The organism is Burkholderia sp. L-4, from assembly GCF_056856535.1.
The window spans coordinates 117,680-140,106 of record NZ_JBXEOX010000004.1 but is presented as its reverse complement, the minus strand read 5'-3'; the positions used below and the strand labels follow the sequence as shown (position 1 = coordinate 140,106).

At 57.7% G+C, this 22,427-nt stretch carries 22 protein-coding genes, 4 tRNA genes and 1 pseudogene; 15 read left to right on the top strand and 12 right to left on the bottom strand.

What is annotated here, in order from left to right:
- Nucleotides 1–7: 7 nt before the first annotated feature.
- The 7 genes and pseudogenes from AC1VVG_RS35740 to AC1VVG_RS35710 all read left to right on the top strand — a co-directional run.
- Nucleotides 8–556: a hypothetical protein gene (locus tag AC1VVG_RS35740; RefSeq protein ID WP_482837698.1), complete on the top strand. Its 549-nt coding sequence runs from the start codon at nt 8–10 to the stop codon at nt 554–556.
- A gap of 65 nt (nt 557–621) precedes the next feature.
- On the top strand, nt 622–1,800 hold the full coding sequence (locus AC1VVG_RS35735) for a DUF2827 domain-containing protein (protein WP_482837719.1): 1,179 nt from the start codon (nt 622–624) through the stop codon (nt 1,798–1,800).
- A gap of 121 nt (nt 1,801–1,921) precedes the next feature.
- The gene (locus tag AC1VVG_RS35730) at nt 1,922–2,734 is read left to right on the top strand and encodes a peptidylprolyl isomerase (RefSeq protein ID WP_482837697.1); all 813 of its coding nucleotides are present in this window, start codon (nt 1,922–1,924) and stop codon (nt 2,732–2,734) included.
- 42 nt (nt 2,735–2,776) lie between these two features.
- Entirely contained in the window at nt 2,777–3,073 is a 297-nt protein-coding gene (locus AC1VVG_RS35725; RefSeq protein WP_482837696.1) for a hypothetical protein, read from the top strand.
- A gap of 24 nt (nt 3,074–3,097) precedes the next feature.
- A complete protein-coding gene (locus tag AC1VVG_RS35720; RefSeq protein WP_482837695.1) occupies nt 3,098–4,573 on the top strand; it encodes an O-linked N-acetylglucosamine transferase family protein in 1,476 nt (491 codons plus the stop codon).
- Nucleotides 4,570–5,379, top strand: a complete 810-nt coding sequence (locus AC1VVG_RS35715; protein ID WP_482837694.1) for a response regulator transcription factor — start codon at nt 4,570–4,572, stop codon at nt 5,377–5,379. The genes AC1VVG_RS35720 and AC1VVG_RS35715 overlap by 4 nt, the downstream gene beginning before the upstream one ends.
- A gap of 314 nt (nt 5,380–5,693) precedes the next feature.
- Nucleotides 5,694–6,263, top strand: a pseudogene (locus AC1VVG_RS35710) (hypothetical protein); the annotation flags it as partial.
- Here the strand turns inward: AC1VVG_RS35710 and AC1VVG_RS35705 are convergent.
- Nucleotides 6,257–7,705 (bottom strand): hypothetical protein, encoded by a 1,449-nt coding sequence (locus AC1VVG_RS35705; RefSeq protein ID WP_482837721.1) that lies wholly within the window; start codon nt 7,703–7,705, stop codon nt 6,257–6,259. The pseudogene AC1VVG_RS35710 and the gene AC1VVG_RS35705 overlap by 7 nt on opposite strands.
- Before the next feature lie 145 nt (nt 7,706–7,850).
- On the opposite strand from AC1VVG_RS35705, the gene AC1VVG_RS35700 reads away from it, so the two are divergent.
- The 6 genes from AC1VVG_RS35700 (at nt 7,851) to AC1VVG_RS35675 (ending at nt 14,029) form a co-directional block, all read left to right on the top strand.
- Nucleotides 7,851–8,393 (top strand): YadA family autotransporter adhesin, encoded by a 543-nt coding sequence (locus AC1VVG_RS35700; RefSeq protein WP_482837718.1) that lies wholly within the window; start codon nt 7,851–7,853, stop codon nt 8,391–8,393.
- 877 nt (nt 8,394–9,270) lie between these two features.
- On the top strand, nt 9,271–10,011 hold the full coding sequence (locus AC1VVG_RS35695; protein ID WP_482837693.1) for a DUF2968 domain-containing protein: 741 nt from the start codon (nt 9,271–9,273) through the stop codon (nt 10,009–10,011).
- Nucleotides 10,004–10,732 carry a hypothetical protein gene (locus AC1VVG_RS35690; protein ID WP_482837692.1) on the top strand — a complete coding sequence of 243 codons (729 nt, stop codon included), beginning with the start codon at nt 10,004–10,006 and terminating at the stop codon, nt 10,730–10,732. Before AC1VVG_RS35695 ends, AC1VVG_RS35690 begins: the two co-directional genes overlap by 8 nt.
- A gap of 83 nt (nt 10,733–10,815) precedes the next feature.
- Nucleotides 10,816–12,114 (top strand): hypothetical protein, encoded by a 1,299-nt coding sequence (locus AC1VVG_RS35685; protein WP_482837691.1) that lies wholly within the window; start codon nt 10,816–10,818, stop codon nt 12,112–12,114.
- On the top strand, nt 12,111–13,436 hold the full coding sequence (locus AC1VVG_RS35680) for a glycosyltransferase family protein (protein WP_482837690.1): 1,326 nt from the start codon (nt 12,111–12,113) through the stop codon (nt 13,434–13,436). The genes AC1VVG_RS35685 and AC1VVG_RS35680 overlap by 4 nt, the downstream gene beginning before the upstream one ends.
- A 281-nt stretch (nt 13,437–13,717) precedes the next feature.
- Nucleotides 13,718–14,029, top strand: a complete 312-nt coding sequence (locus AC1VVG_RS35675; protein ID WP_482837689.1) for a hypothetical protein — start codon at nt 13,718–13,720, stop codon at nt 14,027–14,029.
- Between the two features lie 227 nt (nt 14,030–14,256).
- Here AC1VVG_RS35675 and AC1VVG_RS35670 read toward each other — a convergent pair.
- Nucleotides 14,257–14,341 (bottom strand) — tRNA-Leu (locus AC1VVG_RS35670).
- Nucleotides 14,342–14,481: 140 nt separating this feature from the next.
- Nucleotides 14,482–15,996 (bottom strand): IS66 family transposase, encoded by a 1,515-nt coding sequence (gene tnpC / locus AC1VVG_RS35665; RefSeq protein WP_482837688.1) that lies wholly within the window; start codon nt 15,994–15,996, stop codon nt 14,482–14,484.
- Between the two features lie 238 nt (nt 15,997–16,234).
- On the opposite strand from tnpC, the gene istA reads away from it, so the two are divergent.
- Together istA and istB are read left to right on the top strand one after the other, a co-directional pair.
- A complete protein-coding gene (gene istA, locus AC1VVG_RS35660; protein ID WP_482837717.1) occupies nt 16,235–17,746 on the top strand; it encodes an IS21 family transposase in 1,512 nt (503 codons plus the stop codon).
- 4 nt (nt 17,747–17,750) lie between these two features.
- Complete coding sequence (gene istB / locus AC1VVG_RS35655) at nt 17,751–18,539, top strand: IS21-like element helper ATPase IstB (RefSeq protein ID WP_440022064.1); 789 nt, start codon at nt 17,751–17,753, stop codon at nt 18,537–18,539.
- Between the two features lie 204 nt (nt 18,540–18,743).
- On the opposite strand, the gene tnpB is transcribed toward istB, so the two are convergent.
- The 9 genes from tnpB to AC1VVG_RS35610 form a co-directional block, all read right to left on the bottom strand.
- Nucleotides 18,744–19,091 carry an IS66 family insertion sequence element accessory protein TnpB gene (gene tnpB / locus AC1VVG_RS35650; protein WP_038785480.1) on the bottom strand — a complete coding sequence of 116 codons (348 nt, stop codon included), beginning with the start codon at nt 19,089–19,091 and terminating at the stop codon, nt 18,744–18,746.
- Nucleotides 19,088–19,474 carry an IS66-like element accessory protein TnpA gene (gene tnpA / locus AC1VVG_RS35645; protein ID WP_482837687.1) on the bottom strand — a complete coding sequence of 129 codons (387 nt, stop codon included), beginning with the start codon at nt 19,472–19,474 and terminating at the stop codon, nt 19,088–19,090. The genes tnpB and tnpA overlap by 4 nt, the downstream gene beginning before the upstream one ends.
- Nucleotides 19,475–19,586: 112 nt before the next feature.
- Nucleotides 19,587–19,663 (bottom strand) — tRNA-Ile (locus tag AC1VVG_RS35640).
- 80 nt (nt 19,664–19,743) lie between these two features.
- Nucleotides 19,744–19,831, bottom strand: a tRNA-Ser gene (locus tag AC1VVG_RS35635).
- A gap of 2 nt (nt 19,832–19,833) precedes the next feature.
- Nucleotides 19,834–19,907 (bottom strand) — tRNA-Gly (locus AC1VVG_RS35630).
- Between the two features lie 230 nt (nt 19,908–20,137).
- A complete protein-coding gene (locus tag AC1VVG_RS35625; RefSeq protein WP_482837686.1) occupies nt 20,138–20,359 on the bottom strand; it encodes a hypothetical protein in 222 nt (73 codons plus the stop codon).
- A gap of 25 nt (nt 20,360–20,384) precedes the next feature.
- The gene (locus AC1VVG_RS35620) at nt 20,385–20,927 is read right to left on the bottom strand and encodes a hypothetical protein (RefSeq protein WP_482837685.1); all 543 of its coding nucleotides are present in this window, start codon (nt 20,925–20,927) and stop codon (nt 20,385–20,387) included.
- A gap of 13 nt (nt 20,928–20,940) precedes the next feature.
- Nucleotides 20,941–21,324 (bottom strand): transposase, encoded by a 384-nt coding sequence (locus AC1VVG_RS35615; RefSeq protein ID WP_482837684.1) that lies wholly within the window; start codon nt 21,322–21,324, stop codon nt 20,941–20,943.
- 560 nt (nt 21,325–21,884) lie between these two features.
- Nucleotides 21,885–22,373, bottom strand: a complete 489-nt coding sequence (locus AC1VVG_RS35610) for an Lrp/AsnC family transcriptional regulator (RefSeq protein WP_482837683.1) — start codon at nt 22,371–22,373, stop codon at nt 21,885–21,887.
- Nucleotides 22,374–22,427: the final 54 nt, after the last annotated feature.

Below are 22,427 nucleotides of genomic sequence, written 5' to 3'. Positions count from 1 at the left end.
CGCGATCATGAACGCAGTGATGTGCGCTGTGGGCGCATCGTTCGTGGTGCTGGCGGTGGCTGCGCACGCCCAGTTGGTGCCGCCCCAGCCGGCGCAAGCGACCAATCTGCTTGCGCAAGCGGCTCAGCAGCTCAATATCCGGCGTTGTGGGTCCGCGATCGCGCAAGTCGCCTCACGGGCCGTGAGCGGGACCCGCAAGCACGACATCCTGGTTGACTGGGACCGGGCGAATCCGGACGGGGGCGCCTTCTTTTCGGTCATCGGGCTTGAGTACGACAAGGTGTCGGCGTTGCTGTCCTTGACGACCGTGCCCAGTAGCGACAATCGATGTGCGTTGCTCGTGGAGCGCATATCGAGCGCGGCGACAACGTGCAAGGAGGTCGCGCATAGCGAACTGCAGGGATACCAGGCGACGCAACTGGTGCGATCGGTCACGGTTTATACGCCGCCCAGAGGTGGACGGGAAACGGTGACGCTGGTGGATGCCGCCCCATCGTGCCTGATATTTCGGCGTCAAGTCGACTATACGTGGCCGGCTGCGGTAGCGGGCCGGTAGGGATAATAGACACAACCGGTAGCGATTCATCGTTACGATAACGGGATGAGATAATCGTGGAAGAAATTCAGCAATCCAAAAAGAAAGCGAATGGATCACGTGCCAAGAAGCGTGTCGAGCGCGGTCTGCATATCGGTATCACGATCGGGCTGCGCGAAGCAGGCGAGAGCATGTGGATAAACGGCATCAAGCAGAACGCAATCTATTTGGCCAAGATGTTTGCGCACTCGCCGCGTGCACATCGCGTGACATTGGTGAACACAACGGATGTCAGCCTGGACGGTGCGTTGCCGTGGGATCGTGCGACGTTCCCAACCGAGTCGTTCGAGACGGTCAAGGACACGCTGGACGTGCTCATTGAATTGGGTGGGCAGATCAGCGGTGACCAGACCGACTATTTGAAGCGCCGCGGCGCCCGTCTCGTGAGCTACTGCTGTGGGCCCGAGTATGTGCAGAACATGGAATCGATGTTGTTCAATCGAGGCGACGTCGGACCGCTGTTCATCAACCCACGGTATGACGAGGTATGGATCATCCCGCAGATCGTGGAGAGCAGCTGGCATTTTTTTGGGGCACTGCGTCGTCGTCCGATGAGGGCGGTGCCGTTCGTATGGGATCCGATGTGTCTGGAAGCGCGCTCGGCACATCTGCCCCATGCTGGGGAGTATCGCCCGCGTCACCAACCCAAGCGGCTCGCTGTCATGGAGCCGAATATGGATGTGTTCAAGTTTTGCATGTATCCGATGCTGATTGCTGACAGCGCGTATCGCAAAATCGGAAATGCGATCGATCGCTTATACGTCACAAATTCGGACCATTTGGCCACACGTAGCCCGATGTTCATCAGCCTGGCGCAGACACTGGATCTGGTGCGAGACAGCCGGGCGGGCTTTGCGGGTCGTTTTGACACACCCGCTTTTCTGTCTGAGCACGCCGACATCGTGATTTCCCATCAGTGGGGACTGGCGCTCAACTACTTCTATTTTGACGTTTGTTGGCAGGGGTTTGCTTTGGTTCACAACGCGCATCTTTGCCAGGATTTGGGCTATTTCTACCCCGAAAACGATGTTGAGACGGGCGCAACTCAGCTTGTTCGGGCGGTCGAACAATGCGATGTCGAGTGGGACGCGTACCGCCGTCTGCAACGTGAAAATATTGGCCGATTTTTGTCGACGAACGCGAAGTTGATTGCGTCCTACGACGAATTGCTGGACCAATTGATGGCAACGCCGGCTGCGGCGTAACGAGGGCATCAGGTCAAATTTTAGGAAGTAGCGTGAGATCAAGATGAATGGTTTCGAAATTTGTAGGGCTCGCTGCACAGTAGATAAGCGTCGCTTGCGATACGTGGGATGGGTAGCGGTCTTGCTGGCAAGCCTGACCAATTCGGCGTTCGCTCAACAGACGCAGGGGTCTCGGGTCCAGGCTGTTCCGGCATCGGCCGATGTCGTGAAAGTCAATGGTGTAGCCATCACGCAGGGCCAGATCGACGACGTCGTCCGGGGCTTCCAGCAAGTTGATACACCGGCACTTCGAGAGGCGATCAAGACGCAGCTCATCGATCACGAGCTATTACGCCAAGCGGCGCAGAAGGCCGGCATCGAACCGAGTGCAGAGGCCGCGCACACTGTCCAGATCGCACGAGAAAACGCGCAGATTTCCGATTACTTGACTCGGGAAATCCCCGTTCCGGTTGTGACAGACGGAGCGGTGCGTGCTCGCTATGAGGAAAGCTTCAAGGACTGGGGGCCTACGGACTACCGTGTGAGGATTATTTCGGTGGCAACTGCAGTGCAAGCGAAAGCTGTAATGAGGCATCTTCGCGCAGGGCGCCCATTCGATCTGTTGGCCACCCAATACAGTCTGGCGCCGAATGCGGCTCAAGGAGGATTGTGGCCATGGACAAATTTACCTGAGCCCCTTGAAAAGGGGGCCACCCGCAGCATGCCATGGCCGATTGCAAGCATGCTACCAAGAATGGCAATTGGGCAGGTATCAGCGCCTGTTGCGGTCGACAAGAATCTTGTCTTTGTTCGGCTTGAAGATAAACGAGAGAGTGAACGGCCACCTTTCGCGCAGCTTGAGCAAAGTATCCGCCAGGAAATGCTCAAAGAATCCCGACTACGTGACGAGAAGGAACTGCTGGATGGTTTGCGACGGCAAGCCAAAATTGAGTAAGCGGGAGGAACTATGTTAGATCGTCACCCGGTGGATCACTTCATGTCGAGCTTGATTGTCAGTACCGCGGTAGGTGGCTTGAGCTTGATGATTGTGGTGATGGTGGATGGTCGGTTTGGAATCCTGAAGTATGACGGGATTGGCTTGAGATGCATCATCGCCTTGATTGCGGGTTGGCTCGTGACATGTCTGCGACTGTTGCTTTTGCGTACGGTATGGCGCCATCCGGAGCGATTCTTGTTTGCGGCGAGCGACTTGAGGGGCGCAGTCTGGGGACGCCTGATGGGCGTCACGATAGGTGTGGCGCTAAGTGCTGCTTTGGTCGTGCAGTGGTACTAGTACCATCGGAAATAGGTAACGGGGATGAGTCACATCGAGTTCGATTACGCGCAAGCGAATAGTCTGGTACAGCAGAAGCAATATGACGCGGCACGGAAGCTCTATATTCAAATCGGAGAGAAAAAGCCGTTCGATTTCGACGCCGCGCTACAAGAGTTGCGTTGCTCGATGCATGTTTGCGACTGGCGCCGGTACGACCATTTGCAACGGCTGATACAGGGCACGGTACGCCACACGAATGGGTGGGCTTGTGGAAGCACACTCCTTGCGTCACCGTATTTCAATGCCGTGGATCTGCGTCTATCGGCCGATCGTTATGCTTCAATGTGGATCGGCCGGCGGCAGGGTGACGTGTCGGCAAAGGCCGCCTACTTGCCGGGGGAGAGAAGGAAAACTATTCGCGTGGGCTTTCTCGGGCGGCAGTTCGACCAGCGGCCGCTTGTCGATTTTGCAATGAGCGTAGCCAGGCGGCGACGTGATAGAAGCGCGTTCGAATACATTGCTTATGACATGGCCCCCGACTCGGCTATTCGCCAGGGAACGGAGAACCTGTGCGGAGCATTCAATCGCTATGTTCCAGTCTCAGGCGTAGGATGCGAAAAACTGGCCGCTCGGTTGCGCAAGGACGACCTGGATGTGTTGGTTTTTATGCAAGGCCCGACCGATCCTCTGGTGGGCGTGCTGGCGCATCACCCGGCGCGCTGTGTGCTGGGCCTTCCGATCTATCCAGGGCCATTCGGGGCCTTGGTCGACGGTTTGATCGTTGATCACGTGATCGTCCCGCCGGGACGGGAGGCTGATTTTTCGGAAAAAATCTGGCGCGTGCCGGGGTGCTATCGGACCAGGCAATGGAAGCCCGTCACGTACAGGCGCGCGAGACGAATTGATCATGGTTTGCCGGCAGCTGCATGTGTGCTGGCGTATTTTGGGCCGTCTCACAAAATCACACCCGACCTGTTCGATCGTTGGTGTTCCACATTACGACGATTTCCGGGCTGCGTCCTTTGGCTGCTAGCTCGAGACCAAACCGTCATCCTTAACTTGTCCAGAGAAGCGGCGATAAGGGGGGTGGGGCCGGAGCGCTTGATTTTCGCGACGCAACTAAACGAAATAAACCATCGTCAGAGATGGTCGTGTGCGGATATTGCTTTGGATACCTATCCATATAACGCATTCTCGAATGTGCATGACGCATTAGGCGCAGGCGTTGCGGTAGTCACGTGGGCCGGTGAGACCATGGCATCGCGTATTGGCGCGTCCGTATTGAAGTCTGTCAATCTGGTCTCTGGTGTCGCGACCAGTGGGGACATGTACGAGTCATGCCTGGAAGGGTTGATTTCAAATCCAACCGAGCGGTTACGTATTCGAGCGCATCTTGTAGGCGAAAGGGGGGTGCTACGGAATGGCGGGGATGATACAGGGACGTCGCTGGAGGTGATCTGGACGCAAGTGTGTCAGAAGGGGGACGCTGAGAATAGACATAGAGAGAGACGATCATGATTCTGGTTATTAATCACGACCCACAAGAAAATGAGGCAATCGTTCGGGCGGTCAAGGCAGTCGGGCATGAAGCAACGATAGTCAACGACGGGCAGGCTTGGCTCAGTGCACCCGAACATATCGAGGCGCACCTGATCGTTATTGGACAACCGATCGATCGTTCAGCACTCGACATGTTGAACTGGGTGCGGGATCGGATAGTGGCCCATTTGCCGATTTTGTATGTCACGAATGAAGTAAGGCGCGCGGAAACGGCAGTGGCGCTACGAGCAGGCGCGGATGATGCGGTCATGATGCCGTCTGATTCAGATGAGTTGGCTGCACGGCTAGAAGTACTGCTCAGGCATGCATATCCCGCACGTCGTAGCACGAATATGAAAATCGAGGCGGGATTGTATCGAATCGATGTACCAAATCGCTGGGTGTGGCTCGGCAACACCCGGATTGCCTTGACGCCGCGCGAATTCGACTTGGCGGTCATGTTTTTTACGTACGTGGATCAGTTGCTTACGCGTGAAGTGCTGTTAGGTCGGATCTGGGGGGGCGACCGTAGTGAGTTTACATCGCACAGCTTGAGCAGCCACGTTTATAGGTTGAAGCGCAAGATGCAGATTGATCCGCGACACGGATTCTACCTAAAGACGTATTACTCAATTGGCTATCGACTGGAGACGGTTACTTCATCGGATGAGCGTGAGAGGCATGTCGTGGCATCGATGACTGATCGGGTCGCATCTTCTGCCCACTTTGACCATCAGGATGAGGTGTGGTCAAGTGGCTCGCCCAGACGAGTGAAGGCGGATTAAAGGGTTTTTTCTAAAAAATGGGAGCAGGTAACGTGGGTGTGCTGCCAGCTGCCGCCGATGACTTGGGTGCGCAGTTTGATATGCATTCCTGCCCGGAGCGATTTTTGGGATGGACCATGACGAATTGATTCCACTGAATTTGCGTAACTCAATCTTGGCATTCATGTTTATAGGGTGAGTTGATAATTGTATTTTGGTCTATCTCATATTATCTATGCGAATTTATGATATTGGCGCAATCGTTGATTAATGATCGCATCATTTTCAATATGATTAAAATATAAAAACGTTTTTTTGAAATATCGAGATCTGGTATGGGTATACGTGTTGAGGTTGTTTTGGATGTGAGCCATATGATGCGGCATCGAAATCAAAGAGGTGGATCGCGATTCGGGTTAATTAGACCTTCTGCGGCTTATATAGGGGTGTTGGCATATCTCGCCTGCGTTTCGCCTCAATCGCAGGCCGGTACAATTGTCAATTGCGGAACAAACTCAGCCATGACCCATTACAGCTACACGGGGGTTGTGCCGCCAGGAAGCGTTGTTCCTGCAAATGGAGACTATACAACTTCAGCCGCGTCCTCTGTGATCCCAGGCGCGTGTACGGGATCATCAGGAGTCGTTTTGTCAGAGGAGGAAACCACTTCTTATCCGGCATTAGGGGAAGCATATGTTGCGGTAGGTGGTGTTGGGGGCGCTAGTCCAGGAACCGTGTATTTGTACGGCCCCTCCGGAATTGCACTGGACGGTGCAACGACGGTGACTGGTTTGGGCACGTTCCGGAGCGGAATTAACATGTCGTCGACGTCGATCACGAAACTCGCGGCCGGCAGTGTGACGAGTACAAGCACGGATGCCATCAATGGATCGCAACTCTATAGCGTGTCGCAGTCAACTTCGACGGCGGTGAGTTCGCTTTCGACGGGTGTGAGCTCACTGTCGTCAGGCTTGAGCACGGCGAATAGCAATGTGGGATCACTGTCGACGGTAGTGTCGACGAACACGAGTGCGGTTGGTTCGCTTTCGACGGGTGTGAGCTCACTGTCGTCAGGCTTGAGTACGACGAATAGCAATGTGGGATCACTGTCGGCGGTAGTGTCGACGAACACGAGCGCAGTTGGTTCGCTCTCGACGGGTGTGAGCTCACTGTCGTCAGGCTTGAGTACGACGAATAGCAATGTGGGATCACTGTCGGCGGTAGTGTCGACGAACACGAGCGCAGTTGGTTCGCTCTCGACGGGTTTGAGCTCACTGTCGTCAGGCTTGAGCACGGCGAATAGCAATGTGGGATCACTGTCGACGGTAGTGTCGACGAACACGAGTGCGGTTGGTTCGCTTTCGACGGGTGTGAGCTCACTGTCGTCAGGCTTGAGTACGACGAATAGCAATGTGGGATCACTGTCGGCGGCAGTGTCGACGAACACGAGCGCAGTTGGTTCGCTCTCGACGGGTGTGAGCTCACTGTCGTCGGGCTTGAGTACGACGAATAGCAATGTGGGATCACTGTCGGCGGTAGTGTCGACGAACACGAGCGCAGTTGGTTCGCTCTCGACGGGTGTGAGCTCACTGTCGTCGGGCTTGAGTACGACGAATAGCAATGTGGGATCACTGTCGACGGTAGTGTCGACGAACACGAGTGCGGTTGGTTCGCTCTCGACGGGTGTGAGCTCACTGTCGTCGGGCTTGAGTACGACGAATAGCAATGTGGGATCACTGTCGACGGTAGTGTCGACGAACACGAGTGCGGTTGGTTCGCTCTCGACGGGTGTGAGCTCACTGTCGTCGGGCTTGAGTACGACGAATAGCATTGTCGGATCGCTGTCGGCGGTAGTGTCGACGAACACGAGCGCGGTTGGTTCGCTTTCGACGGGTGTGAGCTCACTGTCGTCAGGCTTGAGTACGACGAATAGCAATGTGGGATCACTGTCGGCGGTAGTGTCGACGAACACGAGCGCAGTTGGTTCGCTTTCGACGGGCTTCAATGCGTTGTCGACGTCAACATCTACGGCAGTGAGTTCACTCTCGACCGGCATCCGATCACTTTCGACGTCAACATCAAGCGGTCTGAGTACGGCATTCAGTGGGATCGTGTCGCTGTCCACTGGCGTCAGCACTGTCAGTTCGCGAGTCGATTCGCTTTCGACCACACTCTCGCCGATCGTTCGCCAGTCTGAAGCAGTGAATGCGCAGAATGGGACCGTGTTAGGCACGGCGATCGGAGGTGGCTCAAATGGCTTTGTGCAGACGCAGGGGGCAATCAGAGATGCGACGACCGTCAGTGGTATCGATGCGACGGGCTGCACTGTGGCAAACGGCGTGGACACGACTGCGACCGGGTTGTGTGCGAGTGCGGGCTCGGTGGCCGGAGTAAATGGAGCGCAGGCTAGTACGGTGGCAAATGGCGCGACCGCATACGGTGCGTATGCTCAGGCGCAACAGGAGAATGCGACGGCCGTAGGATTTCGAGCGGTGGCCGCGTACAGCCAGTCATTTGCATCGGGTTACCAGGCACAGGCGCTGGCGAGCTTCACAACAGCCGTCGGGGCCAATGCGCTCGCATCGAGTACAAACGCTGTCGCGTTGGGTGCAGGCGCATCGGCGACTGCGGCCAATTCAGTCGCCCTGGGCGCAAACTCGGTAGCGACCGATCCTAATACGGTGTCGGTGGGTTCGGCCGACAACCCACGTCGGATCGTCAATGTCGCGGCTGGCGTTGCGCCCACCGACGCCGTCAACGTCAGTCAGCTCGACGCCGTGCGCAGTTCCGTTTCGTCCTTGCAGCGCGGAGCCTATGCTGGTATCGCTTCGGCGATGGCCATGCCGAGCCTGGTGCCTAGCGAGCCGGGCCGAGCAGTCATGGCTGCGGGCGCGGCCACTTACGGTGGATACAGTGCCGTGGCCGCAGGCGTTACCTATCGGACAGGCAATGGGCACTGGTTGTTCAATTTGGCTGGGTCGGTAACTGGTGCAGGGATGGTGGGTGGACGGGTCCAGGCCGGGTATGAGTTCTAAGCCGTTCCATGTGTTTGCGGCCCAACCTGGGGCGATGCGCTCGCGCGTGTGCACGCGTGGCGCATCGATTATGTCATGAGCGAGCGCAACGCGAAGCACAAGCGAATCGTGATGGGTCCGCCGATCAATCTTTATCGGCAGCTTCCACCGTCAGCCGCTAGAGTCCATGTTCCTGGGTCGGGGTCGGGGTCTGGGTCGGGATCGGGGCGTAGCGACAGCGCTGCAGTACCACCCGCCGAACCGAAGTCCGTGCGTATCGAAAAAGCGTATGCGCCACCCATCAGACGAACCAGACGCGTTCGGTATCCGTTTGGCTGGTTGCTCGGGGGGATGATCGCAACCGGCGCTTCAATTGGCTGGTGGCTGCGTCCGCACGTGGTGCCGCCGGCACATGACGTCCCGCGTGCCGCAACGATTCAGGCGCATGCGCAGTCTGTGCAATCGCCTGTTGTACGGAGCTCGGCTGACCTTGCTACGACCGTATCACCAGGCGTGTCGGAGACCTCACGGATGAGCATGAAGCCGCGATATGTGGAGCGCGCACCAACGCAGCGAAGCGAAATCAAGCAACCCGTGCTCAGGCGCTTGAAATCTTCGCCAACACCTACGTTGCCTCAATCGAGACTGGAGGCAACTCGCTTAAGCCCGCATGGGCCAGCGCACCACCACGCTCATCCGCTAGCGCGGAGCACGCATGTCCAAGATAGTGGCAGTGCGATGAGCGAGCGCGTAATGACAAACACCCCCGAGGAGATCTCGACGCAGGCAGAGCCAGTGCAGCCGCAAGACTGGATGCGCTATCTGTCACATCGTCGAATCACCGATATCCCGGATCAGTTCACAAAGTGAAGAACACGAATCGAGAGAGTAGGGCGCAATGAAATCAAGGTGGGTTGGTCCAGTCCGAAGTGTACTGCTCAGCGTCATGGCGGTGGTGAGTCTTGTCGCTCATGGGCAGGAAGATATGCCTGTATCAGAAGAGGCAGCGCCGTCCTCAGACCAAGCTGCGTCGTCGGACCAGACTGTGCCGTCCGATTACACGCGTGGGGAGGTCGGTACGCTGATCGGCTTGATTCGAGACAAGAAGGTTGATGAGCTTCGTACGGTCTACAACGCTGAGTATGGCGCCAGCGAGTTCTTTGACAGAGAGAATTTGGTCTACTTCGTCGCCTTGTTCCAGTTCAAGCGATTCTGGAAAGTCGTGCGTACCGATCGAGCCGGACTGGCCGATCAGCTGTTCAAGCAGTTCGTCTCGCAGAGCACAGAATTAGCGCAAGTCGAACGCAATCGCGTTTTGGCTCAGGCATGGCGGGACCGATACGACAAGGAAGTTGCTTCAGCGAAGCGGAAAGTCGAGGCGATGCAGGCGGATCTGAGTATCGAGCGCGCACAAAGTACGCAAGTGAATGCACGCCAGGCACAGATGCGCGAGGGAGTTCTTTCGCTGCAGTCAGAGCAGGCGCAGGCGCGAGAGCAACTGAGCAAGCTCAGGGCGCAGGAGCATCGGCTGCAACAGGCATTGCAAGGGGATTTGACGGGAGCCGGCGTGCAGCTGGATATGGGCAAGTCTAGGCGTGCGGATCGCAGAGGGGCGTTGATGGAGAAGGGGCATGAGTAATATTCTTGCCGGCTCGCCCGAAGTAGCCAACTATCAAGCGCTCGAGTCTGCGATCATGACCTTTGATCGTGACGCGGCAATGCTGCTAAGTCTCCATACCGACACATCGCCCTCGACACTTGAAATGCTGATGCGAGAAGCATTGTCGAAATGCTATCGAAATGTGCTCGACATAGCAGGCACGCCGTATGGGATCGACAAAATCGACCAGGCTCTTTCATCTTCAAATTCAAATATTTTCCTATCCTACGGACTATCGAATCGAATTAGTACAATCGAAAAACTCAAAAGTGTCGAGGCGATGGGCGCGGCAATTCATGCGCAGTTGTTTGATAGTGGCCGCATCGGCGTCATCGATTCTGACCCGTCAACATCGTCTGTTTCGAACTCGGTTCAGTGCACGGTGGCGTACGTGGCAACGGCGATTTTGTTCAGCGTATTGAGACGCTATCAGCAGCATATCGGGACGACGAAGAGGCAACTCATGTGCATTCTTCACGTGCGAGCCTCAGGGCTTCGGGGGACTGAGTCCGACGAGCGAAGCCGTCAACCAATGCCCCCGCTGCAAGACGTCGAAAAAGCGCGGAGGAAGGCCATCGCGAGGCCGCTTTGGACGCGACTTCGTCTGCGTCATCAGAGACTCAATTGTGTCGTGGCCGTGGCGTTGGGGATCGTTGTTGTATTCAGCGCGATGCGGGTGCAACAGTGGATCAAGTATTGACAAGGGGGCGCGCGAAAATTGCAAGCCCCGGTGAACCATGATAAGGACCCTTTCCCGTGCCCGATAAGAAACATGAATCTCCGATGGACACCGTACCTCATGCCGCACGGATCGTCGTAGTCGCCATAGATGACAACGATCAGGCATGGTACGAAATGCTCATCCCGTTTGTATTGTCAATTCGGGCAACCGGATATCGTGATCTACTTGGCGTCATCGACTATGGATTATGTGCGGCCAAACGGCGATTGCTGGAAGAGCAGGGAATTTCCATTCATCCGAGTGCGCAGACAGGCCAACTCGCATGTGATCGATTCGTTTCCGCAGCCAGAGTGTTGGAGCAAGACCCTCGAATTGGTCAACTCGCGCTCTACGACGCAGATGTATGGTTCACCGGACAGCCGTTTGATTTGTTTGACGATGTGCAAGACAGCGGGCGCATACATGTTGCACCAGACCTGCACTATTGCGATTACGTGACCAGGCCGATCACCGGCCCCAATCGGGAGCGCCTGATTCAACAGTGCTCACACGAGGTTATTAAGCGCTACGGATTTCCGTTGCAGGCCGGATTGATTGCTGGGCACCGCTCAGCGTGGGTAGGCTTCTCTCATTTTGTTCAACGCTGTCTGAATCGGGTGGGCCAGGATTTCCAGTCGATCTACGGTCTCGATACCACGATACTTCACCTCTGGGCCGCCGAACACGGCGTGTGTCTGTTGGGGCAGGAACACAATTTTTTGCCAAAGTGGGGGTTGCGCGAACGTCAGGACTGGACAAACGGCACAATCGTCTTCGAACATCAAAAAAAATCTGTTCGCGCTTTGCATATGACCGGCGATATCCGCTACATCAACCGCTGGCGCTACTTATCTCGCCACGCAGCAAGCGCGCTACAGAACGGTGGGGCGCTCAGCTTGACACATCCGCGCGAGGTACAGTGGGACTCCTATTCTTTAGCTGGCGAGGCCAGTGTTTTTCTCCATCCGCTCGGACTCGAAATCGATGCGAGTACGACATTTGAGCCGGATCGATGGCCGCATGTTACCAGCAGCGGTGAGCAACAGGTTGTCTCGATTCACACGTGCGGCAACACACATGTGAAGTTGCGCATCACCGATGCGATTGCGACCTTAAAATTGCGTGCCACGCATCTTGCAGATGAGCCGTCGTGTCTCGAAGTCGAGATCTCGAGGAACGGCGAGGTGGCCTACACATCCGGCTTACCCGTTACCCTCGAGATCGGGACCGCACAAGGCGACACAATCGGTCTACGCTCGCGCTGCCTGCCGGGGCAGCCTGCCCATGCTCGATGGCAAGTGTCGGTGTCAGGCCGACACTCAACCGCCTTGCCTCACGACGATTCCGACAAGCAGAAATGATCATTCTTAGCCACTTTCGACAAGACGCGCCTGCCAGTCTGGCCAACCATCGCCGCTATGCTAATCGATTCGGCTACGTGCATCGATATGTCGATGCCTCGCAGATGTCGCCGCTACACGCATTTCGTGTGTTGCATCGCTATGAGGTGCTGCTGCATATTCTACGCGAGGCACCTGACGGAGAAATCGTACTGCTGTTAAGCGAAGATGCCGTCATCCTGAGTCAGGAAGTGCGCGCGCACGTATTCATGCAGGAGCGCGATATCCTGCTCGTGCAAACGGCTGCTCATGGATTGCCACAGGTCGATGTGCAGTTTTGGCGCAATACTCACGCGGTACGACAAACGGTGCTGAATATCGTCAAACAGTGCCGGGCAGGTGGGCAAACACCGCCACCAGCAGAAGCGGGGCTCTTCGACGGACTTGAGATTCACCACTATATGACGCCGTTGGCGAATATGTGCGTCGTGATGGGGGGAGGTTACAACTACGACCCGCAGTGGGTAAGAGTTCCGACCTTCGCACTCAGTCTGGACGACCAACTCGAACAGCCCAATCAGAAAGGGGTGGTGGGGCGCTTCCGGAACGTGCTGGTTGAGCATATCAATCAGTGTCAAGCGGCTGGTCTACCGTACCTCCGGCTCCCACAATACGAGTGTGTCGAACTCGAACCCGAGGCCGAGCGAGCAACCTATAACCCCGGTCATGCCATCGCAATCGTCACCCTGTTCACACCAAATGTGAGTGTGTATGCTCGAATAGCGGAGCGCAATTTCCGTCGTTATGCTGACAGGCACGGCTACACGCTATACGTTCATCGCGATTTGCCGAAGGAGATCGGCTTGCAAGCCAGCGCAAACTGGTACAAACCGTGGTTGTTGCATGGCTATTTGAAGCACCATGACTGGGTGATTTGGCTTGATGCCGACGTGCTGATCGCAGATCAGCAACGAGCGCTCGAATCGTTGTTGTGCGGGCGCGAGTTGCTGCTGGCGCACGATGTTGGCCAGTGGGAGTTTAACGCAGGCGTGATGGGGTTCAAGAATACGCCTCGCAATGAGGCCGCGCTCTGCGACATCATGAAGGTCATCGAAGCGATGGAAGATCGCTCGACGGTGTATGCAGGCAACGGAGATCAGTATCAGTTCATTCGAGGGTTGCAGCGGGCGGATGCGCTAACGGACGATGCAATTCTGGACCTGGTCGACGTCAATACCCCGTGGATGTTCCGCAGTCCAGGGAATTTTATCGTGCACTACTTTGGGATGTGGTACGACTTGCGGGCGTTGATGATGGCGTATGACGACGCGCATCCTACGTGAGGAAAAAAACGCAGCCATAAGGCTGCGTACCAAACCCATGAAACGGATGATCGGAGTGTGCTGCCTCACCTCGGTGGTGAAACAACCACGCAAGCGTAGCAAGAACAGTAGAAAGATCCAATAGGTCTAACTGTAGTTAACGGTTTGGCGATATTTGTTCATAATTAAGTGGCGTATCAATATGAGAAATTGATTGCTATCTGGAAGCATGATAGTTTGCGCCAGCGTGAAATATAAAATAACGACTGTTATACGGGCACAAGTCCCGGCGAGGGTCTGCGATGAACGTCAAGAAGATGATCTGCATTGGAGCATTGATTTTAGGGGCGTGTCTTGTAGGGAAGGAAGTTTTAGCGGATGAGCTGGGTTATGGTCAATGTCTGACCAAATATCTTGGGCAAACGAAAAGCAAAGTGGCCGTAGAGTCCATTTATGATGCATGCGATAAGCTGCATCGAAGTGATTCGATCCCATTTAATGGGAAAGAAAAATACTATCAGTGTGTTGCCAGTAATTTAAAAGGAGTGGGGCGTGACTATGCGGTGGCAAAGATAAAGGAGATTTGTCTTGATAAGGGTCGGCTAACACGTTAGTTTTAGTGTATTCGAGGGGCGGACGAGCCACGCTGCACCCGTTGCCGGACCGCTTCGCCGACCAGCCTCGCCTTCGCTCTTGATCGGCCTTCGCCGTCTTGCACGCCGGATGCCTCGTCGTCTGAGTTGCGTTGTTCTTCGCTTTCGTCTCGTGTCATTTGGCGTTTATCCAAACATTGCGCTTTCTCAACATCGGTCCGGCAGTCTCCATTGACCAAAACCCTAGGTGGTGCCCGGAGCCGGAGTCGAACCGGCACGCCTTGCGGCGGGGGATTTTGAGTCCCCTGCGTCTACCTGTTTCGCCATCCGGGCAAGGATTGCCGGATGCAGGACTCGAACCCGCCACCCGACGATTACAAATCGGTTGCTCTACCAGATGAGCTAAACCGGTTGCTGGGTAAGCGCCCGAGCAGTACCGTAGTGCAGGTTGTTGACTGCGGAGCTCTGCGACGCTATCGGATGGGGTCGACGCGAGCAGTAGGCGGCAGCGACGGCGCCACGTTCCACGGCAGCAGCTCGTCGACGCGGTTAGCCGGATAGTCGGCGATGCGCTCGAGCACGTAGGCGAGATACGCCTCGGGATCGAGGCCGTTTAAGCGCGCCGTGCCAATCAGGCTATACATCGCGGCGGCACGTTCGCCACCGGAGTCGGCGCCGGCGAACAGATAGTTCCGCCGTCCGAGAGCGACGGCTCGCAATGCTCGCTCGGCAATCAGGTTGTCGATCTCCGCACACCCATCGCTGCAGTAGTAGACGAGCGCTGGCCAGCGATTCAGCGCGTACTGAATCGCCTTGGTCGTGTCAGATTTTGCAGAGAGCTTGGCGAGCGTCGCTTCGAACCAACGCTTCATGTCGTCGAGCAGCGGCACCGCCCGCGCTTGGCGCACACTGCGCCGTTCGTCGGGCGGCTTGCCGCGGATCTGCTCTTCGATCTTGTAGAGCGCGCCGATCCGGCCCAGCGCCTCCTCCGTCACGGCGTTGGGGCGCACCGCATGCAGGTCGTGGATCTTCCGGCGCGCGTGAGCCATACATGCGGCTTCCTGGACGCGCCCGTCGAGATATAGCTCGGCATAGCCCGCGAACGCATCGGCCTGCAGCACACCAGTGAAGTCAGCGAGATGTCGCTGCGGATGCTCACCGCGGCGATCTGACGTGTAGGCGAACCAGGCCGCCGGCGGTTCGTCGGAGCCGCTCGGCCGATCATCGCGCACGTAGACCCAGAGACGTCCTGTCTTCGTTCGACCGTTGCCCGGCGCCAGCACCGGCAGCGGAGTGTCGTCCGCATGCACCTTACCGCAGGCCAGCGTGTAGCGGCGCACGGCGTCGACCAACGGTGCGAGCAGCGCCGTGATGCTGCCCATCCAGTAGCCCATCGCGCCGGGATCGATCTCGACGCCGTCACGCGCGTACATCACCGCCTGGCGGTGCAGCGGAAGGTGGTACGCGAACTTCGACACGGCGATGTGGGCGAGCAGCGCCGGACCCGGGATGCCCCGATCGATCGGGCGGCTCGGCGCCGCAGCCTGCACGATGCGATCGCAGCGCGCGCAGGCCAGCTTCGGGCGGCGATGACGGATCACACGGAAGTGCGCACGCACGTATTCGAGTTGCTCCGCGACGTCTTCGCCCAACGGCTTGAGCTGTCCACCGCAATCGGGGCAGTCATCATCGGCGGGCAGATGGACGCGCTCTTCGCGTTCAAGATGTTCGGGTAGCGGCTTGCGGCTCGGACCTTCGCGGCGCGGTCGCTTTGCCTCGGGAGCGGCTGCTACATCGGCGGCGCCTTCGTCGGCCTGCAGATCCTCCAGCCTTAATTCGAGCTGCTCGATCTGACGATCCAGCTTCTCCGATTTACGGCCGAACTGCATGCGGCGCAGTTTCGCGATCGTGAGCTTTAGGTGCTCGATCTCAAGTGAGCGCGACGAGAGTTGCTGCCGCAGCTCGGCGACCTGGGCGTCGCGTGTCACGGATCGCCGTTATGGAGCCAATCCGTGATCGGCATATAGGCGCCACCTGATGATCGGCGCATAGGCGCCAGCCCAGGATCGGCGTTATGGCGCCACCTGAGGATCGGCGTATAGGCGCCAGTCCAGGATCGTCGTAAAGACGCCAGCGGCGCCGGGGCAAAGGCGCGGTTCGAACTTTCCTAGTCGGTACGCTCCGTTCTTTTTGAACGGAGCGTCCATGGCCAATCGGAGGTTCGAATTGTTTGAGTATCGCCAAGTCCTTGTCCGTATGCGGCAGGGCGACTCCGACCGTGACATCGCGCGCGGCGGACTGATGGGACGCAAGAAGCTCACGAGCGTACGCCGCGAAGCTCAGACGCGGGGTTGGCTCGATCCCACGCAACCGTTGCCGGACGATACGGTTATTGCAGGGGTCTTCGGCCGCACGCCGCATCTGCCGAGTACCTGTGTGTCGACGGTGGAGCCGTTTCGCGAGCAGATTCGCGGCTGGCTTGCTGCCGGTGTTCAGGGCACCACGATTCATGCTGCACTGCGCCGCAATCACGGCTACACCGGCAGCTACTCTGCAGTCCGCCGTATGGTCGGGCATCTTGCCGCCGAGCGTGGCGTGGCCGCCACGACGATCCTTGAGTTCGCGCCTGCCGACGCGGTGCAGGTCGACTTCGGCGCCGGTCCTGTGCTGAGCGTCGAGAGCATGGAGGTTCGAACATGGATCTTCGTGATGACGTTGTGCTGGTCGCGTCACCAGTACGCCGAGATCGTGCTGGACCAGACCGTCGAGACGTGGCTGGCCTGCCACCGGCGCGCCTTCGAATGGTTCGGCGGCCGGCCCAGCCGGATCATCATCGACAACGCGAAGTGCGCGATCATCCGAGCATGCCGGTACGATCCGGCTGTACAACGCTCCTACGCGGCGCTTGCCGAAGCCTACGGCTTCAAGATCGACGCCTGTCCGCCACGCGATCCCCAGAAGAAAGGCGTCGTCGAGTCGGGCGTCAAATACGTCAAGAAGTCCTTCGTGCCACTGCGCGAGTTCCGGGATCTGGCCGATGCGAATCGGCAGCTTCGCGAGTGGGTCCTGCAGGAGGCCGGCACACGCACACACGGCACGACCCACGAGCAACCGCTCGCGCGCTTCGGCGTCGAGCGCCCGTTGCTCGCCGCGTTGCCGGACGTGGCGCCGGTGATCTCCGTCTGGAAGGAAGTCAGCGTCCACCGCGACGGCCACGTCGTTTACCGCAACGCGCTGTACTCGGCGCCGTATGCACTGGTCGGCAAGCCCCTCTGGCTGAAGGCGACCGACACGGTCATCCAGTTGTACCACCAGCATCAGCTCGTCGCGACCCACCCGCGGCAACGGGCCGGTGGTCGCCACACGGTCCGGGACCATCAGCCGCCCGAGGCGCAGGCCTGGCTCGAGCACGATCCGCAGTGGTGCCTGGCGCGCGCGAAGGAAATCGGACCATCGTGCCACGGCGTGATCCTTGCGTTGTTCAACGACATGGTGCTCGTCAATCTGCGCGGCGCGCAGGGACTCATCCGGCTGCGCGAGCAGGTCGGTGACGCCCGGCTGGAAGCGGCCTGCGAACGCGCGCTCGCCTTCAGCAGCCCGAAATACCGCACCGTCAAAGGCATCCTTGATAAGGGTCTGGACGCTCAGGCCACCACGCGTCCTGCCGCGACGCCGGGCGGCACCTACCAGGACGGCGGCCGCTTCGGCCGTGACCTCCAATCCCTTCTGATCCACTGAATCCATGAATCCAAGCCCCGAACTGAATTCCATCCTCAAGCAGCTTCGTCTGTCCGGCATCCTCGACTCGCTCGAACAGCGCAACCGCGAGGCCATCGACGGGAAACTTGCCTACACCGAGTTCCTCGCGATGCTGCTGCACGACGAGGTTGCCCGTCGCGAGAACCGCAAGCTCGCCATCCGCCTCTCGCGTGCCGGCTTCGCCATCGGCAAGACGCTCGAGTCCTTCGACTTCGACTTGCTGCCCGCGCTGAACCGTGCCTACGTCTACGATCTCGCGGCCGGCCGCTACCTCGACGAGAAGGTCGCGATCCTGATCGCCGGGCAAACGGGCACGGGCAAGAGTCATCTAGCGCAAGCGCTGGGACATTGCGCGGCCCGACAGGGGCGCGACGTGCTGTTCATCTCGCAGACCGAGCTGTTCAAGCGGCTGAACGCCGCGCGCGCGACCGGTACCTACGAACGCCGGTTCCAGCAGTTCGCCAAGGTACCGCTGCTGATCGTTGACGACTTCGCGCTTAAACCTCTGCATACCCCGCAGGATGAGGATTTCCACGATCTCGTGGATGCCCGCTACGAGCGCGCGGCGACGATCCTCACGTCGAATCTGCACTTCGATGAATGGGGCGCCGCGTTCCCCGACAACCGCATCCTCGGCACGGCAACTCTGGATCGGTTACGCCACGGCGCCTACCGGCTCGTGCTTGAAGGTGACAGCCGACGCGCACCGAAACCCATGCCTGATCCGCCCCAAAATACAGTTGCCAAAAACGGCAAAAAACCGCAACCTTGAAACCGTTCGAACCCGCACTTTACCCCCAGTTCTACTGGCGCCATTACGCCGATCATCCCCGGCTCCTTTACGCCGATCCGTGACATCGCGCTCACGCAGCAACGCTTTCAAAGCGTCGATGTCGTCGGGCAGCGCGGTCGAAGTCGATTCCATGAGGACAGTTTACGACTGCCCATGATCACGCGAGCACCAGTTAACAATGGTTTACAGCGCGCTGCGTGGGCGCGCGGCTTCGACCGGCTGCCGCCAATCGAAACCCTCGAGCAAGAGCGACAGTTGGGCGGTTGTGAGCGCGACCACGCCGGCGTCAGCACGCGGCCACGCAAAACGCCCCTTCTCGAGCCGCTTCGCCAATAAACATAGCCCGCCGTCGCTCCAATACAAGCACTTCAGCAGGTCACCGCGCTTGCCCCGGAACACGAACACGTGTCCAGAGAACGGATCTTTCTCCAGCACCGTCTGTACCTTCGCGGCCAACGAATTGAAGCCGCATCGCATATCGGTGACGCCCGCCGCGATCCAGATCCGCGTGTTTTGAGGCAGACCGATCATCGTAAAATGCGATCGAGAACAGAACGCAGCACGTCCGGGTCTGGCGCGCCTTCGATGCGAATCGACGTCTTGCCATGCTGGATCTGGATCGAGCCGGACGGTATGTTGTCGGTCGCAGTCGGCACCTCGAGCGCCATCGACGGCTGAGACGGTTCGTTGACGACAACCGGCAGCATTGCGTCTGGAATCGCATCGTCCGTTAGCAGGCCTTGCGCATGGAGGCGACGCCATGCCCACACCTGATTGGCATTGATGCCGTTCTCGCGAGCAACACGGGCGACCGATGCGCCGGGCTCGAATGTCAGCGCGACGATGGTCCGCTTCCATTCCGTGGGATGTCGGCGAGTTTGCCGTTTCGGCCGGATCTCGACTGTCTGAGTCACTCTGTCCACAACTCCTATCGTGGACACGACTGGTCATTCGTGTCCTTCACAGGACATCATGGCACTCGTCACCGAGCGTTCACAGACGGTACTGGTCTCGTGCTTACGTTGCTGGTGGGCCCGGCCGGACTTGAACCGGCGACCGGTCGATTATGAGTCGACTGCTCTAACCAGCTGAGCTACGGGCCCGAACGGACGGGTCTCGCGGCGTCGCCACCAATAGAGACCCGGGAGGGCGTACGGTTGTTGGCATTTCGCCGCAGACCCGTTGGCGGAAACGGTGAGATTCGAACTCACGGACGATTGCCCGTCGCTGGTTTTCAAGACCGGTGCCTTAAACCACTCGGCCACGTTTCCATTGGAGCGGGCGAAGGGAATCGAACCCTCGTCATCAGCTTGGAAGGCTGTCGCTCTACCATTGAGCTACGCCCGCGCACAGCGCACTATTCTGACCGAAAGCCAGTAAACGAGAAAGTACTGCGAATCGATGCCTTAAGGTGTGTGCCGTGTCTTAAAAACGCGTCCCGACATGGCAACCTCCCCAGCCGCCACCGTTGCTTGCTGCACCGCCGCAGCCAAATAGTCCGCATCCACCGAGCATCAGTAGAGTGATAGTCGAAACGAGCGCGCGCGCTATGTGCTTTAGTCGCATAAACCTCCTTATCAGGAAACCGGGGCCGTCGACAAAATCGCCAGCAATATCATGTGCAGTATGGCTAACGTCAGTGCTATGACCAAGGCCAGCATCGCCAGCTTGCGACCCTGAGCGGGCGGAGCGGTAGCTTGGTTCGATGAGACGTTCGTTGAACGAGCGAAGGACAATTCTTTCAAATCGCCAAGGCCATTGTTTAATTCTCGGGCGCGTGTTTTCTTGATCGGTTGCACGTTGTCTCGGAGAATTGAAGATGGCTCACTGGGATTCGATGTTGCGGCGGCGACTTTCAGGCAAGTCCAGTGATTCGTGGACCAATCCCTCCACTACATCAGCACCGATCGTTGGCGATTGAACGCGCGAACCGTTGATCGGTGTTTGACAGTTGTTTACGACGACACGCAGGAACTGCTGCCACGCGTCTGCAAACCGGTGTGCGGGCACGCTGGCAAGTTGAGTATCGTACAACTGCAAAATGCGTTCGATCGCGGAGTGACCCTCTTCCGGCAAATCCCAGTGCTCACCGCGAGACGCTCGGTTGATGCAGTCTTCCACGATGAGTTCGGCGACCTGGAACTGCTCGATTTCGGCCCCCGATGACGTTACATCGCGCATAAAGTACGCGAGGTAAAGTGTCTTTGCGAGACAACCGATTTGCATGGCTTGTCCGTGCCCGCGCCGTAGCACGGACAATGCGATGTGCGCTTCGAGCGACAACGCCCGGACCTTATCAGAAGGCAGCGGCAACAATTGTTCTTTGGTTAGAGGCTTTCGCTTCTTGGGATGCGATTTTCGAGCCATTGCAATCGCGGGTTCAACGGCCCGCCCTCCGTATACGTTGGCGCATCTGTTTGCGATGCGAGCGAACCTTCATTTCTTCCAGTCGACTTGAAGCCGCATCACGTAGCTGCGCGCTCCATTCGACGTGTCCCTGTTGTCGCCATTCTCGCGTAAGTCGCCGCTCGATCTTTGGCCAAACCTTGTCGTGATCCCATTTGCGGAATTGCCGCCAGCACGTGATGCCCGATGTCCCGAATTTCAGGCGAGGCAGCTTGCCCCAACTGATATTCATCAACAGGATGTAGACAATCGCCGTCAGTACGATCCGCACGTCGGTATAAGGTCGCCCAGGTCCAGAGGGTTCTTCAGAAAGAATCAGTGGTGCGACTTGCTCCCACGTGTCGTCGTCGATATGCATTACCGGGAAATGCGGAGGACTCGCCGGACACGGTTCGGGAAACGGGCACGGGGAACGCGGCATGCGCGATCCCCAATCCGTTGTGCCTGGCTCGATCCACTCGTGAGTAACAACATATTTATGATCCACCTGCCTTCGTTCACCCACTCCAGGAAAGGGGCTACCCGAGACGCCAAAATTGTACGTAGTTAACGCACGCAGTGCCAAATCGTTGACAGGAATATGGGCGATGCCGCAGAGCGTTGTCCGTCGATCGTGGGTCGGTTGGCCATGCGTGATGTGATTGTCGAGTTTGATAAAGCACGCGAGTGCGAGCTTCCTCCAAAGTATATAATAGATATGCATTGCCAATTAAATTGGCTTAAATATTTTTTCATAAAAACGTAAAATATCGCCAAATATTTACGGATCGCCAATTCTCATCAACAAGCGGACCTCGCGACCCCCGGGAGGCAATCGACGCCACGCTTGATGGACGGGGCGACAAGCTGTTGATTTTCACCGAGTCTTAACCCAACTATTGAAATGTCCGATCGTTCCGCACGTGCCTCCATCGATACTCATATCGACTCTGGCGATAGAACAAAGCCCGGAACCGGAAGCTGGCGGCTATTCTTGACGGCCTTCAACGAAAAGCTCGAGTAGATTTCCTTGACGCCCGGCAACGCTTGCAACACTTCGCGCGTAAACGTGCCGAACGCGTGCAGGTCGGAAGCAATCACCTCGAGTAGAAAATCGTAGCGTCCAGACACGTGATGACACGAAATGATCTCCGGGATCTCCATCAACCGCGCTTCAAACTCTCGTGCAATGTCCTGCGCGTGATCCCCCATCATCACGCTCACGAACGCCGTAACACCATATCCCAGCATGTCGGGCGCGAGGACAGCCCGATATCCACGGATGTATCCGGCCTCCTGGAGCTGCCGGACGCGGCGCCAACATGGCGAAGCTGTGATCGATGCGTGTTCGGCGAGTTCGGCAATCGTCAGTCGGGCATCGTCCTGCAACGCCAACAGAAGGATGCGATCAATGCGGTCGAGGGTCATGGCCGGCAAAAATTTTTACTCTGATGGGGATATTCGCCTGAATCGTGCGCGCCT

What these genes read in the sequence shown, in the direction of transcription:
- AC1VVG_RS35740 (WP_482837698.1), top strand. Translation starts at nt 8, where the DNA reads ATGAACGCAGTGATGTGCGCTGTGGGCGCATCGTTCGTGGTGCTGGCG.
- AC1VVG_RS35725 (WP_482837696.1), top strand. Translation starts at nt 2,777, where the DNA reads ATGTCGAGCTTGATTGTCAGTACCGCGGTAGGTGGCTTGAGCTTGATG.
- AC1VVG_RS35720 (WP_482837695.1), top strand. Translation starts at nt 3,098, where the DNA reads ATGAGTCACATCGAGTTCGATTACGCGCAAGCGAATAGTCTGGTACAG.
- AC1VVG_RS35715 (WP_482837694.1), top strand. Translation starts at nt 4,570, where the DNA reads ATGATTCTGGTTATTAATCACGACCCACAAGAAAATGAGGCAATCGTT.
- AC1VVG_RS35695 (WP_482837693.1), top strand. Translation starts at nt 9,271, where the DNA reads ATGAAATCAAGGTGGGTTGGTCCAGTCCGAAGTGTACTGCTCAGCGTC.
- AC1VVG_RS35690 (WP_482837692.1), top strand. Translation starts at nt 10,004, where the DNA reads ATGAGTAATATTCTTGCCGGCTCGCCCGAAGTAGCCAACTATCAAGCG.
- AC1VVG_RS35685 (WP_482837691.1), top strand. Translation starts at nt 10,816, where the DNA reads ATGGACACCGTACCTCATGCCGCACGGATCGTCGTAGTCGCCATAGAT.
- AC1VVG_RS35680 (WP_482837690.1), top strand. Translation starts at nt 12,111, where the DNA reads ATGATCATTCTTAGCCACTTTCGACAAGACGCGCCTGCCAGTCTGGCC.
- AC1VVG_RS35675 (WP_482837689.1), top strand. Translation starts at nt 13,718, where the DNA reads ATGAACGTCAAGAAGATGATCTGCATTGGAGCATTGATTTTAGGGGCG.
- istB (WP_440022064.1), top strand. Translation starts at nt 17,751, where the DNA reads ATGAATCCAAGCCCCGAACTGAATTCCATCCTCAAGCAGCTTCGTCTG.
- tnpB (WP_038785480.1), bottom strand. Translation starts at nt 19,091, where the DNA reads ATGATCGGTCTGCCTCAAAACACGCGGATCTGGATCGCGGCGGGCGTC.
- AC1VVG_RS35620 (WP_482837685.1), bottom strand. Translation starts at nt 20,927, where the DNA reads ATGGCTCGAAAATCGCATCCCAAGAAGCGAAAGCCTCTAACCAAAGAA.
- AC1VVG_RS35615 (WP_482837684.1), bottom strand. Translation starts at nt 21,324, where the DNA reads ATGCATATCGACGACGACACGTGGGAGCAAGTCGCACCACTGATTCTT.
- AC1VVG_RS35610 (WP_482837683.1), bottom strand. Translation starts at nt 22,373, where the DNA reads ATGACCCTCGACCGCATTGATCGCATCCTTCTGTTGGCGTTGCAGGAC.